The sequence below is a fragment of the Streptomyces sp. cf386 genome, from assembly GCF_900103585.1.
Lineage (GTDB): Bacteria > Actinomycetota > Actinomycetes > Streptomycetales > Streptomycetaceae > Streptomyces.
The window spans coordinates 208,935-224,490 of the sequence record NZ_FNHV01000009.1 but is presented as its reverse complement, the minus strand read 5'-3'; the positions used below and the strand labels follow the sequence as shown (position 1 = coordinate 224,490).

The 15,556-nt window shown below is 67.7% G+C and carries 10 protein-coding genes; 7 read left to right on the top strand and 3 right to left on the bottom strand.

From position 1 onward, the window contains the following. Positions 1-231: 231 nt before the first annotated feature. Positions 232-1,341 carry a hypothetical protein gene (locus BLU79_RS24195; RefSeq protein WP_093907966.1) on the top strand — a complete coding sequence of 370 codons (1,110 nt, stop codon included), beginning with the start codon at positions 232-234 and terminating at the stop codon, positions 1,339-1,341. Here BLU79_RS24195 and BLU79_RS24190 read toward each other — a convergent pair. Then, positions 1,299-1,808: an ATP-binding protein gene (locus BLU79_RS24190; protein ID WP_177001158.1), complete on the bottom strand. Its 510-nt coding sequence runs from the start codon at positions 1,806-1,808 to the stop codon at positions 1,299-1,301. The genes BLU79_RS24195 and BLU79_RS24190 overlap by 43 nt on opposite strands. A gap of 153 nt (positions 1,809-1,961) precedes the next feature. Between BLU79_RS24190 and BLU79_RS24185 the strand changes: the two genes are divergently transcribed. Continuing rightward, on the top strand, positions 1,962-2,792 hold the full coding sequence (locus tag BLU79_RS24185; protein ID WP_093907965.1) for a helix-turn-helix domain-containing protein: 831 nt from the start codon (positions 1,962-1,964) through the stop codon (positions 2,790-2,792). Next, entirely contained in the window at positions 2,789-2,980 is a 192-nt protein-coding gene (locus BLU79_RS24180; RefSeq protein ID WP_093907964.1) for a DUF397 domain-containing protein, read from the top strand. Before BLU79_RS24185 ends, BLU79_RS24180 begins: the two co-directional genes overlap by 4 nt. 66 nt (positions 2,981-3,046) lie before the next feature. On the opposite strand, the gene pglX is transcribed toward BLU79_RS24180, so the two are convergent. Continuing rightward, entirely contained in the window at positions 3,047-6,811 is a 3,765-nt protein-coding gene (gene pglX / locus BLU79_RS24175; RefSeq protein ID WP_177001157.1) for a BREX-2 system adenine-specific DNA-methyltransferase PglX, read from the bottom strand. A gap of 146 nt (positions 6,812-6,957) precedes the next feature. Here pglX and BLU79_RS24170 point away from each other — a divergent pair, with 146 nt between their 5' ends. From BLU79_RS24170 to BLU79_RS24160, 3 genes are all read left to right on the top strand, one after another. Beyond that, positions 6,958-7,539, top strand: coding sequence for a hypothetical protein (locus tag BLU79_RS24170; protein ID WP_305657748.1), 582 nt, complete (start codon positions 6,958-6,960; stop codon positions 7,537-7,539). A gap of 69 nt (positions 7,540-7,608) precedes the next feature. Next, entirely contained in the window at positions 7,609-8,961 is a 1,353-nt protein-coding gene (locus tag BLU79_RS24165) for a KGGVGR-motif variant AAA ATPase (protein ID WP_093907961.1), read from the top strand. Then, the gene (locus BLU79_RS24160) at positions 8,958-10,433 is read left to right on the top strand and encodes a hypothetical protein (protein WP_093907960.1); all 1,476 of its coding nucleotides are present in this window, start codon (positions 8,958-8,960) and stop codon (positions 10,431-10,433) included. The genes BLU79_RS24165 and BLU79_RS24160 overlap by 4 nt, the downstream gene beginning before the upstream one ends. A gap of 145 nt (positions 10,434-10,578) precedes the next feature. Here the strand turns inward: BLU79_RS24160 and pglW are convergent, their stop codons facing one another. Beyond that, positions 10,579-14,964, bottom strand: coding sequence for a BREX system serine/threonine kinase PglW (gene pglW, locus BLU79_RS24155; RefSeq protein ID WP_093907959.1), 4,386 nt, complete (start codon positions 14,962-14,964; stop codon positions 10,579-10,581). Positions 14,965-15,368: 404 nt separating this feature from the next. Here pglW and BLU79_RS49205 point away from each other — a divergent pair, with 404 nt between their 5' ends. Next, on the top strand, positions 15,369-15,497 hold the full coding sequence (locus tag BLU79_RS49205; RefSeq protein ID WP_256333445.1) for a DUF6408 family protein: 129 nt from the start codon (positions 15,369-15,371) through the stop codon (positions 15,495-15,497). Positions 15,498-15,556 lie beyond the last annotated feature (59 nt).

Here is a 15,556-nt window from a genome sequence, read left to right as displayed (position 1 = left end):
CAAGTTGCGTGACGCTGGTGTCACGTTGAGCGACTCGAGCGCACGAATCTCTCACGCAAAGCGACCAGTGAGCATCTCTCCGTGACTTTCACCTGGGTGTAGGCCCGTCGACAGCCTGGCCGAGAACCACTTAAGCCCGCATACGACCGTCTTGTGCTCCTTTTCAACCGGCTCTGACACTCGTGACCAGCGGGACATGCCAGCGTGCTTGATGACCGCGAGGGGGACCACATGGGGAGCACCGGGATCGAGGGCTTACTGCGCGACAGGTTACTGATCATGGTGAACGACAGGTCGGCGATCGGCCTGCTGCCGCACATCGACGGCCACACCGGGGGCCTGCTTCTCACGGGTGCCGATGCCGCCGCGAGGTGCCGGAACATACGCAACAGCTACCCGGACACCGTCGTGGCCGTCGACTACGGCGGCCACGAACACCGGGTCGCGACCGCCGACCGCCCCTTCGGCTATCAGGCGTCCGACGGCTGGCACGCGCTGGACCACTCCGGCCTGGAGGAGGTCCTGAACGGCCAGCTGGCCAACAAAGCGGCGTTCGCGGTGACCCCGACCTGTTTCATACCGCCGCCGGACGAGGACGCCGACGCGCGCGTGCTGCGTGCCGTGATCAACCAGGCCAACCTGCTGGAGCGAACGGACACGGTCGTTCTGCTGCCGTGCAGCTACCGCTGGCTGCGGGACGAGTCACTGTTGCATCTGGTGGAGGCGGTACGGGACAGTCGGCACCCCGTGGCGTTGATCATGCAGCACTACAAGGACCCGCTGGAGCGGGTGGGGGTGGCCGAGGGCCTGCGCGTGTTGTGCCGGTCGTGCCCGCGGCTGCTGCTGTGGCGCACGGACCTGGCCGCCTTCGACGCTCTGGCGCACGGCGCCCTGGGCACGGCGGTGGGGGTCACCGCCATGCTCCGTCACGGCATGGACCCGCGCCGCAAGGGCCGGGGCTGGCGGCCGTATCCGGTGGTGCTCGTCCGCGACCTGCTGAAGTACCACCGGGTGGAGGTGCTGCAGAACTGGTTCGCGCGCGTCGATCCGTGGACGTGTGGGTGCGCGGTGTGCGAGGGCGCCGAGTTGTCCCGCTTCAGCGAGAGCAACGCCGGCGTACGCGAGTCGCAGTGGCACAACACGTGTGAGCTGTACGCGCTGCACGATGAGTTGATCTCGGCCGACGCGGGCCCGGACAGGCTGGAGTGGTGGCGGCAGATCGTCGACGACGCGGTTGCCCGGCATCACCTGCTGACCTCCGATCTCGGGGAGGAGGTCGCGCATCCTCCGGTGCTGCACTATTGGCAGCGGCCGACCCCTCCGGCGGTTCCGATGCCATGACGGATACTCGGGGCGCTGTCGAGGAGGTCGATCTCGGCCCAGACCGCCTTGCCGGGCCCTTGGCGGTCGGTGACGCCCCAACGGGAGGCGAGGGCGCCGACGATGACGAGGCCACGGCCGTGGTCTTGATCGGTGGTTGCGTCCGTGGTGGCGGTCGCGGGTGGCTGTGCGGCGAGGGGGCGGTCACCTCGGGCGTCGGCGACCTCGATTCGGAGCGCGTCCGTACGGTGTTCAAGGCGGAGGGCGAAGTCGCGGCCGGGTACGCGGGCGTGGAGTACGGCATTGGACGCCAGCTCGGCGACGACGAGGGCGGCGGTGTCGGAGAGGTCCGAGCCGAACGGGATGCCCCAGGCGTCGAGTTGGTGCGTGGCGAGGTGGCGGGCGAGGCGGGCGCCGCGCCGGGTCGCGCTCAGCCTCTGGAAGAACACACGTACGGTGACGGCCGGTTGGGCCTGAGGTGCGGTCATGCGGTCCAGCGTTGTGGGAGGGAGAGCGGTTCAACAGACACGACGCTGGTACAGCCGCGGCTGGGTGGGTTCACTGAGTGGACAGGGTGGGTGACGCCCCGTAACCATGGGTGGGTTGATGTCCCGGTGGGGTACGTGGGAGGTGGGCCGGGCGTGTTGGACGGCGTCGCGAGCAGTGAACCGGAAGTGTCGGACGGCCTCAAGAGCTTCGGCGCGGTCCTGAAAGCGCTGCGGGAGGAAGCGGGCCTGACGCAGGAGGAGTTCGCTCCGCAGGTGCGGTACTCCGTACATGCGGTGGCCAAGCTGGAGCAGGGGAAACGGTTTCCGTCGGTGAGGTTCATCGAGCGGACCGGGGCGGTTCTACAGGCGCCGAGGGTGCTCAAGGCGGCGGCACGGCATCTGACGCGGAGGCAGGGGCTGGCTTCGTGGTTCGTGCAGTGGGCGGGGATCGAGGAGGAGGCGATCTCACTTTATGCGTATGAGTGCCGGGCAGTTCCTGGGTTGTTGCAGCCGGAGGCTTACATCCGGGCGATCTTTGATCGAAGGTTGCCGCCGGTGACCGAGGAGCAAGTGGAACGCGAGACTGCGGCACGACTTGAGCGACAGCAACTCCTGACGCAGAAGCCGAACACGGCCTTCAGCTTCGTCATCGAACAGGCGCTGTTGGAACGGCGGGTGGGTGGAGCGAGCGTCACAAAGGCCCTCATCGAGCACCTCCTGGAGGTCGGGAAGCTGCGCAACGTGGAGATCCAGCTCATGCCACTGCGGCAGGAGGACCACGCGGGCGTTGACGGCCAGATGTACCTGGCAGAGACTCCTGACAACCAGTGGATCGGCTACACCGAGGGTCAGCGTTCCAGCACCCTGATCACGGCATCGAAGGACGTGAGCGTCCTGCTCCAGCGCTATGGCAAGCTGCGTGCGCAGGCCCTCGATTGCAGGGCCACGGTGAGCCTGCTGGAACACATGCGAGGAGCGCTATGAGCACTACGGAACCGGCGTGGTTCAAGAGCAGCTATAGCGGTAGCGAGGGCGACAACTGCGTCGAAGTCGCTGACTGCCCTGAAGCCGTCCACGTCCGGGACTCCAAGGACAAGGAGGGCGGCCAGCTCGCCCTCTCCCGCACCACGTGGTCGACCTTCGTCGCGTACGCAGCAGACGCCCAAGTCTGACACCCGCCCAACGCCCGTGGGGCTGGCCGAGTTCTGAACCCCGCCAGCCCCACCGCCACGTTCCGCCTACTCGACGTCGAGGGCGGGCTGCTCCGGGGCGCTCGCCTTCTTCGAGACGGCGGCCTTCCGCCCTCGCGCGCGCTTCACCGGCCGCCATGCCTTGAGATCCGCCGCGCTGAGCCGGTGCTTGCCCATCTGCTCGTCCAGGAAGGCATCGCAGTCCTCCGCCGGCACGGACTCCCACTCGGCGTCGTACTCACCGTGCCACTGCCGCACCCAGGGCATGACCTCATGCAACCCAGCGATCAGCGGGGTGAGCCGCTCGGTGTGCCAACCGCTCTGCTCCGTACGGTCCTCGATGAGGTTGATGAGCGCCTGAGCCTGATCCTTGTGATCCCACCCGGCCCACCCGAGCAGTGTGGTCGGGTCCGCCTCGGGCCCGGCCTCCAGATAGGAGATGAACCGCTCCTTGGGTACGTCGAGCCTGCCGCGGTTGGACCAATAGGACGTCTTCAGGAAGTCTGCGGATGAGTACTTTGGTGGGACGGGGATATCGAGCCGCTGTCCAGTCCGGTCCTCCTGTCGCTGCCGCTCCCAGACTCCCTCCCACTGCTCACGCTTACGCAGCCCCGCGTCCCTGTACCGCATGGCAGCGAGGTACGGCACATGCTCATCGGCGACAACGTCAGCCAGCACCTGCCCAATTGGCAGGTCCGGCTTCTTTAGGTGATCCCTGGCGTACAGTGCGGCAACAGCAGTGAAGTCGGCATCGGAACTCAACAGATCCGCAAGCTGGTTGACGGTGAGCGTACGAGGTTGCTTCACCCCCTCGCGGAGAGTGAACCACAGCGTCGGATTCTCACACTGGTCCAGCAACCAGGTACGCAGAGCGTCCTTCTCTTTCTTCTCCCAAGGTTCGACGAACCACCGTCGCTTACACTCCGGCCGTTCGATGAGGCCAATGTCCTTGCGAGCCTCAATGATGTCGATACGGGCTTGCACGATGTCTCGGTACCAGCGGGGCCAACGTTCTGGAATCTCGGTGACGAGGGCCGATCCGTGTCTGTCAAACCACACGGTTTCTGCGTCACCACTTGCCACCTGCCTAGCCAACACGATCTCGAAAGCCCTCTCCCCGAGCTGCACCTGGGGGATATCGACCTGCTCGGGAGACGTGACGGCTGTCCGCACTGCGTCATGGGCAGACAACAGACCGTACAGGCCATACACCTGCCAGTCCAACTCCTCTTGAAGAGCAATCATCTGCTGACGAAGGTCTGTGTACTTGGCGCGAGCACTATCGAGGACGGTACGTGTCGGCAGCCCTGACTCACAAACAGTCGATGCGTCAAACTGGATCACTCTCTGAGCACGAGAATCCAATAGCCGCCCCGTGACCAGCGGCAACCGATCAGGAATTGGGAACTCTTGAAGCTTGGTACTGGTGAACTCATAAAATCGCTCCCACTCATCGTGCATGAATCCACCAGTGCCGGACTGGCTGCCCTTGTCGTGACTCACTTGCTTCAGCCAGAAGCAAGCGGTCGACGAGTTCAGCAAGCCCAAGAGTTCGAGGTACTTCTCCTCGCTCGCCTCTGCAGGAAGCTTGATTACAGGCGCAGATCGATTAAATACCTTTCCGCCCCGGTCCAGTACAAAGTGGTTGTGTGTCGCCACGAAGGCAAACGCGATCGACAGCGGTGTCCGCAGTTTGCTCGGGTATAGCTCTTGCCACTCATACCAAGACATGCCACGTTCCAACATCGGCACACCAAAACGTCGCCGATGAGAGATAGCTGCTCGGTAGACCGAGAGAATTCGTGCAGTGGTGCCGATGCTTTCCAGAGGGAGAGTCTCAAAGTCGTCCCCGTAAACCCAGATCGCCTCCACCTCGCTCCGCGCCATGAAGTCTCGGGTCACATCGCCGGTAATCATTGGCCGCGTCTGCGCTACCGCCAAGCGTCCCGCAGCACCGCCCGCAGGAAGCAAAAATAGATCATCCTCGCCTGTCACGGAGCTGATACCTGCAGAGTCCGCGATGGCGCCGAGCTTCCCCACCGTCGCCTCCTCAAGGCGTTCCAGAAGTGAACCCGCGCCGCCGCCGCTCACCGACCAAGGATGCGAAGAAAAATTGCGGGCCGGAGTGTCCTCCACTGACACCCATTGGGACTCACTGCCAGGCCTATCCACCTGCTCAACAATCGCCCGCCAGACAGCCGCCTCCGCCGGAACATCGGGCTGTGATGGCTCTCCTCTAACCCCCAGAACTGCCCGCACCGTGCGCTCAGGACGCGGCACCCGGTTGCGCCCCACCAGAATCACGGTCGGCGTTCCATGCCCAGGAATGAATGCTCCCGACGTGTCGATCACATGTGACAGCTCGACCCGATCACGGAAGACGATATCGATGAGCTTCTTACCAAACTCCCGTTTCATGAAAGAGTTGGCGGTGATCTGGCCGACGAAACCTCCGCCACCCCTGCTGCCACCCACTCCCCTCAACGCCAGCTCAAAGAGCCTCTGCGCAAATGGCACCGACAAGGCATACTTCCCTGCGGAAGCATCGTACGCACCCCTATAGTTTTCATTTTCTTGCTTATCCTTCACCGTAATATACGGCGGATTTCCCACCACAACGTGATACGACCCCCGCCCCAGCAAATCCACTTGCCCAGCGAACTCCCCCACATCCTCCGTAGAATAAACAAAGGCGCTTCCCCCCTCAGAGCCACCCCCCTCCACCTCCGCAAACAACGTCCCCAAATCCGTCTGAATACCCGCCGCATCCCGCCCATGCAGCAACGAGTCCCCCACCGCCACATTGATGGGAAACACCGGCGCGAGCGCCAACCGCTCAGCCCCCGCAGCCCGCATAGCCACAACCAACAACCGGAACCGAGCGATACTCACCGCAAACGGATTCTTGTCGCACCCGTGGACGGACTCCAGAGCCCTCCGCACCACCGACCACTCATCCGCACCGGGCTCCGCCTCCCGCCACTTCTCCACGAGCCGTTCGAAGATCCCGAGCAGGAAGTGCCCGGACCCGCACGCGGGGTCGATCGTCCGCAGCCCCCGCCGCTCGACGCCCCCTGGCCCCTCCGCCACGGGATCCAGCCCGAACTCCTCGATGGCCGGCTCCAGCGTCAGATCGAGGATGAACTCCTCGACGAACTCCGGCGTCTGCAACAGCGCGTACGTCTTCCGGGCATGGTCACTCAGGTCCTGATACAGGTCACCGAGGAACCGCGTATCCCAGTCCAGATACGAGAAGTCGTAAACGATCCGCCCGTCCGCGTCCCACCGCCGCCAGAACCGCAACAACTCCGTCGCGGCCTCATAGCTCGGCATCAGCTCCCACAGCGGGTTGTGCGCGCGGTCGAAGAGACCGGCCACGGTCTCATGGGCCTCCGCAAGATGCTCGAACGCCGCAAGCAGCCAGTCCCGGTCGTTGTGGTCGGGATGCTCACGGAAGTGCACCTCATGCCGCTCCTCCGCCTCGACCAACCGCTCCCCGGGCCCGGCGATGAACGGCGCCTCGATCAGCCCGTGATCCTCACAGAACCGTACGAAGACACAGGCCAGCACCCAAGCCACGGCAGCCTGAGTCACCCGCTCGTCCCGCCAAGCCCCATACGTCGCCGCCGTACGCTGCGCCTCCCGGGCCCGCCGGTACTCGGACTCCAGCCGGACGCGGTACTCCTCCTCGGACTCACTGCGCGCACGCAGATCGTCCTCCAGGACGACGACCTGCCGCCGCAGATCCTTCAGCAGCGCCGCCTGATCCAGCCCCGCCCGCTCACCCTGGCCCGTGACCGTCACTCTTCGCATCCCTCTCGCAGCACCACGTCACCCACCGCACATCGCTACACGGTTTCGCGTCCCAATCCTGCCAGCACCGTCGACCGAAACAGATCCCGCAGGAGTCATGGCAAAGTACTCTCATCTGCCATGATCACGCCGCTAAGGTGATCACCGTGACGGCTCAGACACCTCCTCCGGTCCCGGCGGCCTCGACCACACCCGCAGCCCCGGCACCCGGAGCACCTACGCCGACACCCGCACCCGTACCCGCCCACCAACACTCCTTCTTGGAGGTGGGCCGCGGCCACTACGACGCGGCAACGCAACTCGCCAAGTCACCCCCGCTCTTCGGCCCCGCCGACCACCTGGCCGGAATCGCGGCGGAGTGCGTCATCAAGGCGATGCTCCTCGACTTCTTCGGTTCCAAACAGGACACCCCGCTCGGGATCCCTTACAGCCCTGCGATCAGGAACAACCCGGCGGCGCCGAGCAAGACCCAGATCGAGAAGGCGAGGAAGGCCTCCGAACACGGTCACCTCCCCCACGTCTGGGACCAGCTCCTCCTACTCGCCAATGGCCACCGCGGTGCCACCGTCCTCGCGCAGATCCCCCAGCAGAACCCCTTCCGGGAATCCGCCGACGAGTGGGACGTGGCCCACCGCTACCGTGACAGCAGCCAGATATCGGATCAGCGCGTGAAACGTCACCTCACCGCGGCCCGTACCGTGATCGCCGCCTACCAACAGGCGAAGTAGCACAAAGCACAAACGCAGCCGAAGCCAAGCCAAAGCCAGAGCCGAAGTGGAAAAGCAGGCGCCCGCCCCATGAACCCGACCCGATTCGACGCCGCGTGGCACGCCGCCCTGGGCCACGCCCACCGGGCCGCCGAAACCGGCCGGGACACCGTCCTCGTACGCGACCTGTTCGGGCGTGCGTCGCTCCTGATTGACGACGAGTCCGAGCCACTGTCCGCCGAGGAGCTGGAATCGCTCGCAGCGGCGTTCCGAAGCGACACCCAGGCCTTCGCAGGCCCCCAACCCGTCCAGGCCGCGTCCACGATGTTCGCACCGGAGATGTTCTTCGGCTCCCGCGAACTCATCGTGCAGGACGAGGGCGAGCCAGGCCACCGAGGCAGGGTCGCCGTACTCGAACGGACCGTCGTGGGCGCCGACTGGGCCCGGGAAGCCGCACCAGGCGCTTCACCGCAGCCCGAGGTGCGAGAGCGGCGCGTCGCCCTGTACGGCTTCAAAGGCGGCGTCGGGCGCTCCACCGCCACCGCCGTCCTTGCCCGGCACCTTGCCGACAAGGGCCACTGCGTCCTCGTCGTCGACCTCGACCTGGAGTCCCCGGGAGTCTCCACGCTCCTGCATGGCCTCGACGAACTGCCCGAGCACGGCATCGTCGACCACCTGGTCGAAGCCGGCGTCGGCAACGCGGACGAGCTGGATCTCGTCACCCAGAGCTCGTTCTTCACTCCCACCCAGGGCAACGGCGAGATCTGGCTGGCCCCCGCCGGAGGCCGCCCCCGCGACGACTACGACTACCTCGCAAAGCTGAACCGCATCTACAGCGACCTTCCGGCCGCCGAACCGGGCGGCACACCCAAGCCGTTCTGTGTACGGCTGGAGGAGGCCATCGCCGCCTGCGAGGCGCAGGTGGCCGCGGTCTCTCGGCAGCCGGACGTCGTCCTGCTCGACAGCCGCGCCGGCATTCACGACATCGCCGCCGTCACCCTCACCCAGCTCAGCGGGCTGTCCCTGCTCTTCACCGTCGACAACCCGTCCACCTGGTACGGCTACGGCATGCTGTTCTCCCAGTGGAAGCAGCGCCCGGACCGGGCCGTCGACCTGCGCGAACGACTCCGGATCGTGGCCGCCATGTTCCGGTCCGCCGGGGACATACAGCGCCTGCACAAGCTCCGCGACAACGCCCAGAAGATGTTCGCCGACACGCTCTACGACGACGCGGAGGGCGCGGACCTCGACGCGTACCACCCGGCCCTGGAGGACGACCAGGCCCCGCACTCGCCCATCCCGATCCTCTTCAGCCACGACCTGATCGGCCTCGACCCGCTCCAGGACCGCGACTGGCCCGAACTGCCCTTCGTGGAGGCCGCGTACAAGAGGTTCCTCGACGAGGTCTACCAACTCGTCTTCCCCAGCGAGGAGCTGTCATGACGGACCGGGACCCACTGTCCACCGACGAGTACCGGACGCTGCTCGCCACCGCCCCCGGCAGCGCCTTCGACGCCGACACCGTGAGCCCCGACGTCACGCGGCTGTTCACGCCGTCGAGCCACCGGCGTGCGCTGGACCCCGACGTGACGGTGGTGCGCGGCGCACGCGGTTCAGGCAAGACCGTGTGGACCAAGGTCCTCAGCGACGACAGCATGCGCGAGATCGCCGCAGCCTCGTACATGATGCCCCGGCTGCAACGGATGACGGTCGCCACGGGCCACGCGACAGGCGGCGAGCCCAATCTGCACCACCCCAGCAAGAACGTCATCAGCAAACTCGTGGAGGACGGCGTCAAGCCCCGGCACCTCTGGTCAGCCGTGGTCCTGACCGGACTCGGGGCCCCGGAGATCCTGCGCATCGAAGGCTGGGACAAGCGGGTCCGCTGGGTCGCCGAGCACATGGAGTCCTACGAACGCGCCCTGTGGACGATCGACCAGGAGGCCCGCAAGAGCGGCCGCACCCGCCTGCTGATCTTCGATGCCCTGGAGCACCTCCACAACGAAAGGCCGGTCGTCGACCAGCTGGTGTCCGGCCTCTTCGAGGTGGCGCTGGATCTCCGTATGAGCACCAGCGCCATCCGGGCGAAGATCTTCGTCCGCCCGGACATGTACGAGAGCGCGCCCAAACACTTCCCCGACGCCTCCAAACTCGGCGCCAACGCCACCGACCTGACCTGGACCACGGAGAACCTGTACGGCCTCCTCTACCACCAGTTGGGCAACCACCCGAGCCCCGAGGCGGAGAAGTTCCGTTCGTGGACCGGCAGTTGGCGCAGCGAGGGCGAAGGCCGGTGCATCGCCCCCGTCGACGTCATCGCCACCCCGAAACGCCAGCACGATCTGTTCGTCACGATGGCCGGCCCGTACATGGGTCCGAGCCACCGCCGCGGCCACACGTACACCTGGCTTCCCAACCACCTGCAGGACGGCAGGGGCCAGGTGAGTCCACGCACCCTCCTCCAGGCGGTCTCCACAGCGGCGACCATCAGCCGGGACCGGCACCCCGAACACGAATACGCCCTTCACTACGACGCCATCCGCGCGTCCGTGAGTACCGCCTCCCAGATCCGCGTGGACGAGATCACGGAGGACATCCGCTGGGCGGCGGTCGCCGTCGAGCAACTGCGGGGCGGCCAGGTTCCGATGCAGCCGTCCGTGGTCCTCGCCTACTGGCGGGACGCCTCCCTCTCCGCGAAGCTGCGCGAGGTCCTGGCGAACGGCTCGCAGGGCAGCGGCCCGGAGGATGTCGACAACCACCGTGAGCTGATTGACGAGTTGGAGAGGCTCGGCGTGATGACACGGCGAGCGGCGGGCGCCACCGACCTGCGCGACTACGCGGTCGACATCCCCGACGTCTACCGCCTGGCCTTCGGCATCGGCCGCAAGGGGGGCGTCTCCCGGCGCGCACACTGACCACAGGCAGATCCCGGCGTGCGGCCTTGAAGGCGGCGGAGAGCGCCCCGAAGGGGCGCGGGGAACTGAGCGACCGGCGACGACGGCGCCACAGACGACCGACGGCACACCGCGGCGCTTCCAAGCGGTACTTCCAGCGGAGCGCTCAGGCCGCCGCAGCCACCGCCGTCAGGAAGTCGCCGTCAAGGTACGCCCGTTCCCCGTCGCCGCCGATCACCTCGACCGTCCGCCCGTCCAGGTGCGGGACCTGCGTCCGCGTGTCCACGGGGCACAGCAGCCACAGCCCGTGCGGGTCGTCGGCCGGTCGGCGGGCCGCCGTCTGCAGCCGGACCAGAAGGTCGTGGCCGCCTTCGTCCCAGTACCGGGCGAGCAGCCCCGCATCATGCAGGAAGAGGACCGTGCGAGGTGCCGAGGCCCGCTCCAGCAGGGCCGCCTCCAGACGTACCCAGACCGCGCGGACGAACGAAGCCAGACCCCGCTTGATCTGCCCCGGCGCGGAGCCCGCGTCGGCACGCAGGACCTTCTCCCAGTCCTGCCCCTTCTCCGCCGCCAGCGCGCGGAACTCGGCAAGGAACTCCCGCCCCAGGTCGACCGGTTCGACGGGGAACGCCGCGGCCACCGCCCCGGCGGCACCCGGCAGCCGGCTGCCCTTCACGGTCAGCGCGAGGAACCCGCCACGCTGAACGCGGGAAGCGAGCCTGGCACGGGTGGCGGCGTGCGGATCCCCGTCCACCTCCGCGACCGCCGGGATGCCATGGCCGGGCGACACGTAACTGGTGCCCGTCCCGGTGGACGTCCACTGGCCGGCCGTCTCCAGGGCCGGCGGGAAGAACCGCTCCAGCTTGGTGTCGTACTGGAGCTCGAAGCGGGCCTCCCTGAGCGGGTCCTCCAGCTCGACGTACGTCGGCTCGCGCTCTGTGGAGAGCGCGTCGAGCACGGGGAAGCGCGCGCGCAGCCGCGCCAGCAGCTCAGCGACGGTGATGCCACGGTCCCGTCGTACTCCCGCCCCTGCCTGCGAAATGCGCAGGGCGCGGTCCAGGCTGAGGTCACGGGGGTACAGCTCCAGGCGCGGAGTGACCTCGGTCCCCACGGCGACGGCGGCTGCGAGGTCGACCAGCCGGGTGTCCGCGAGCGGGGCGAAGCCCTCCGGGGCGGGCACCGCGCGCAGGTCCCGGACCACCGCGGCTCGTCCCGGCAATGGCTCCTCACGTGCCAGTCGCTCCGCCACCGACCCCAACTCGGCTGCATAGTCGGCCAGTTCACGGGGGCTCGGGTCGTCGGTCCCGGGCAACGACTCCGCGGCGATCAGTACGGTGTCGCCTCGTCGGTGCACAGCCAGGCGCGGCTCGTGCTGTTCCACGCCCTCGCCGTCCCACAGCTCGGCCTCAGTGGCGGCCCGTACCACGGCCAGCGCCCTCGCGAGCGTACGCTCGGGGGTGTCGTCGCCCGCGCCGTGCCGGACGCGCAGCTCGGCGGCCGCCTCCTGCGCGGTCATGACCCGCCCGGCCGCCGTGACGATCTCGACCAGCTCTTCGCGCACCCGTCGCAACCAGTCCGTCTCGGCCCACTGCTTGATCTCGATGCGGTGGTGACGGGAGACCGGCGGCTGCTTGATCTTGAGGTGGTCGGCGATGCGGGCCTGGACCGGCCAGGGGCCCAACGGCGACAGCCCGCCCTCCTCGGGCGGCAGACCGAGCGTGAGCCGGACCACCGGCGCACGGTGGGAACCCTTGCGACCGGGTTCGGGGGTGAGCCTGGCGGCCATGTCGTCTATCGACAGGAGCAGCGATCCGTCCGGCTCGGGGTCACCGGCCGCGCGCGCGGCCGGTACCGCGGGTCGGACGTCGGCCCCGGTGGGCTGCCGCAGGGCGATCGCCCACTGCTTGCGGCGCCGGTTGAGTTCCTTGCGTACGAGCGCACCCGCGCCCCGCGCCTTCGAGATCGCGTACGGCTGGACGTTGAGCAGCTCTCCCACCTTGGTGGCGCCCAGCCCGTGCGCGACGGACACGGCCCGGGGCGACAGGCCTGCGGCGTCCAGCAGGGTCTCGGCGTCCGCGGCCTCGGCGGCGGCGTCACGGGCCTCCTCCGCGTCCTCGGCCTGGGCGCCGACCGTGGCCGGGGTGGTGGCCGGCTTGGTCGCGTCGGCCGCCCGGAACACCTCGCGCCACTCGTCGTGCATCTGCCGCAGCGTGTCGAAGCGGTGCTCGGTGTCGCGGTGCAGCGCCCGCCGGAAGAAGGACGTGAGGCCGTCCCTGAGGGCCGGCTCGAACAGCTCGGAGGCGACGTACAGTTCGGCGGACTCGTTGGTGAGCGGGTCCAGCTGTCCGTCGCCCCACATGGGGCGCTCACCGCCGGCCATCTCGTGCAGGGTGACGGCCGCCGCGTACCGCTCGGCGTGGTCGTCGTAGTACGGCCGCCGCAGGGAGCCGAGGAAGGGGTCGAGGTAGCCGCGCGTGCCCGCCTTGATGTCACGCTCGGAGGCGTCGGCGAGGGAGAAGTCGAACAGCTTCAGACGCCAGATCCGGTCCTTGCTGTGGTGGATGCCGAAGTTGTCGGGCTTCAGGTCGCGGTGCAGGACTCCGTTGGCGGCCAGCTGGTCGAGCGCCCTGAACAGATCGTCGCCGAAGCGCTCCAGCTCGTGGTAGGTCAGCTTGCCCTTGCCGCGCAGCCGGGCACCCAGGGACTGCTCACCGGCGTACTCGAGCTGCAGGACAGTGCGTCCGCCGATCTCGCGCAGCCCTTCCCCCCGCAGTTGTACGACCGCGCCGCCCCCGACCTCCTTGAGGACGCCCGCCTCGGCACGCAGCCGTTCGGCCTTCTGCTCGTCCAGAGCGACCTTGAAGACTCGCTCGTCGATCTGTGTGCGGCCGTCCTCGTCCTCGACCACGCGCTCCACGAGAAGGGCGCGGGCCGTGGCGCCGGTGCCGAGAACGCGGCGTACGGACCATTCCGCGTCGAGCGACTGGCCGGGCAGTGCCTCCAGCGGGTCGACGCCGACGGCCGTGGGCGCCTCGGGCAGCACGCTGGCGCGCTCCGCCTTGTCCAGCAGGTCGAGGAACTCCTCGGCGGAGCCGAGGCGTTCGGTAACGTCGGAGCGAGTGGCCTTGAAGACCAGGTCGTCGAGGACGTCCGAGAAACCGTCGGCGACGGCGTACAGATGCAGCCCGGAGTCGGTGCGCAGCCGCTCGCTCAGCGCGCTGCGCTGAGTGGCGGGAGGCTGACCGGTGAGGATCAGGTACGCGACCGCGCCGAGCCCGAACATGTCCAGGTCTGCCGGATCGGCGTACGGCTGGTCGGTCTCGGGGGCGAGATAGAGGCGGGCCGCGTCCTCGATCAGAGCGGCGTCGAGTGCCGAGCCGCCGATGGAGCGGAAAAAGGTGGCGTTGCTGTCGAAGTCGCGGGCCGCGGTCTGCCAGTCGGTGATGCGCAATTCGGGGCGCGTTCCGTCGGACCGGAAGGAGACGTAGACGGAACTGGCCGCCAGGGCCCGGTGGTAGAGGGCGCGGTTGTGCGCGTAACGGACGGCTTCGGCGAGCTGTCGTACGAGGTCGAGGCGGATCTCGGGGGTGAGCTTGCCCCCATAGGTGGCCAGGTACTGGTCGAGGCGCAGGTCCGTGTGCCGGTGACGGAAGAGGATCGCGGGTCCGCCCTGGTGCTCGCGGATCTCGACGGCCTCGACGATGCCGCGGTGCGTGATGCCCTGCAGGACCTGGTACTCGCGGCGAGCCGCGCGATCGGTCGACTTCTTCGCGGCCTCCGTGGCCATATGGCCGACCAGGTAGATGCGGACGCGGCCCTCCTCCTGGACGAGGCCGTCGTCGCGCGTGGCCAGGCGGTCCTCCCAGGACTGCCCGCGGTCCAGGGGGTGCGGCTGCAGCTTCCAGGCGTCGCCGAACCTGAGATGGGCCGTGGACTGCTGGACACCGATGGCCTTCAGCAGACGCGGCAGCGTATTCCGGGAGAAGTCGGGCGTGATGCGGCGGTCGGGGCGGTCGGGCGGCAGGCCGAGGAAGTCCTGCCAGATGCGCTTCAGGCCGGTGGGGCGGTCGTCACGACCGTAGACCTTGACCTTCTGGACGTCGTCGAGATGGCTCTCGAGGTCCGGAGCCGAGAGGAAGATCGCCGGTTCCACACGTGGCACGGAGCGCTCGGGGATGCCCAGCTTGCGGGCCGCCCACAGGAGTCTGCTCTTGAGGTCCTTCGACTTGGCATCGTTGAAGTGCAGCGGGTTGTTGATCGTCCGGGTGCGGTCGGAGCCTCGGAAGTTCCAGGTGGATCCGTTGTTCTCCAGGCGCCCTGGATGGCTCTTGATCTCGACCAGGTAAAGGCCGGCGGGTACCGCGATCAGGAGGTCGCACTCGTTGATACGGCCCGACTGCGCGGTGAAGGAGAACGTGGCCCAGGCCCGATACGGCTCGGCGGCCGGCATCAGGCGGCGTACATGGTCGAGAGCGTCCTGCTCCCAGGGGTACGGGGAGTGGCGGTCCTGGAACCACTGCTGCGCCGGACGCGGCGGTCCCGGCTTGGGCACCGGCCGCGAGCCTCCTGCCGTCACCGTCCGACCTCCGCTGTCTCCTCACGCCCTTTCGGGCCAAAATTCCTGGTCGACCTTACCGCGCCCCACTGACAGGCAGTATCCGTTCGTCTTGCTCCCAAGGTGGACGGGCAGGCGGCGGCTGTCGAAGACAACGTCCGATCCCACTACTTGTGAGGAAGACCGTCTGGGCCGATCTCGGGCTCTAACTCCAGCCAGCTGCCAGGTTATTGGCCCAATCAGGGACGCGCCCCGTGGGATAGGCTTTTACTGCTGCGCACCTTCCCGGAGGGTACGAGGCGGAGTCCACGGTCCAGTCCACTGGCCGTGAGTGACGGATGGGGCGGATGCCCGGTAGGGCGGTCCTACCATTCCGAACTCACACCATGGAGTGGGCCTTTATGGAACCGGTCGAGTACAAGCCTGCGCGTCGTCCCTGGATCCGCGAGATCCTGGCCGGCGCCGCCGCGAGCGTGATCTCCAACCTCGTGTGGGAGGCACTGGCGGTGGCAGCGCGCCACCTCATCTGAGGCAGGCATGTGGCGGGCCCGGCGAGCCCGCCACTCTTCAGCCTGTCTGGCTTCAGCCC

Coding starts and splice junctions, on each gene's coding strand:
- BLU79_RS24195 (WP_093907966.1), top strand. CDS start 232: ATGGGGAGCACCGGGATCGAGGGCTTACTGCGCGACAGGTTACTGATC.
- BLU79_RS24190 (WP_177001158.1), bottom strand. CDS start 1,808: ATGACCGCACCTCAGGCCCAACCGGCCGTCACCGTACGTGTGTTCTTC.
- BLU79_RS24180 (WP_093907964.1), top strand. CDS start 2,789: ATGAGCACTACGGAACCGGCGTGGTTCAAGAGCAGCTATAGCGGTAGC.
- pglX (WP_177001157.1), bottom strand. CDS start 6,811: ATGCGAAGAGTGACGGTCACGGGCCAGGGTGAGCGGGCGGGGCTGGAT.
- BLU79_RS24165 (WP_093907961.1), top strand. CDS start 7,609: ATGAACCCGACCCGATTCGACGCCGCGTGGCACGCCGCCCTGGGCCAC.
- BLU79_RS24160 (WP_093907960.1), top strand. CDS start 8,958: ATGACGGACCGGGACCCACTGTCCACCGACGAGTACCGGACGCTGCTC.
- BLU79_RS49205 (WP_256333445.1), top strand. CDS start 15,369: ATGGAACCGGTCGAGTACAAGCCTGCGCGTCGTCCCTGGATCCGCGAG.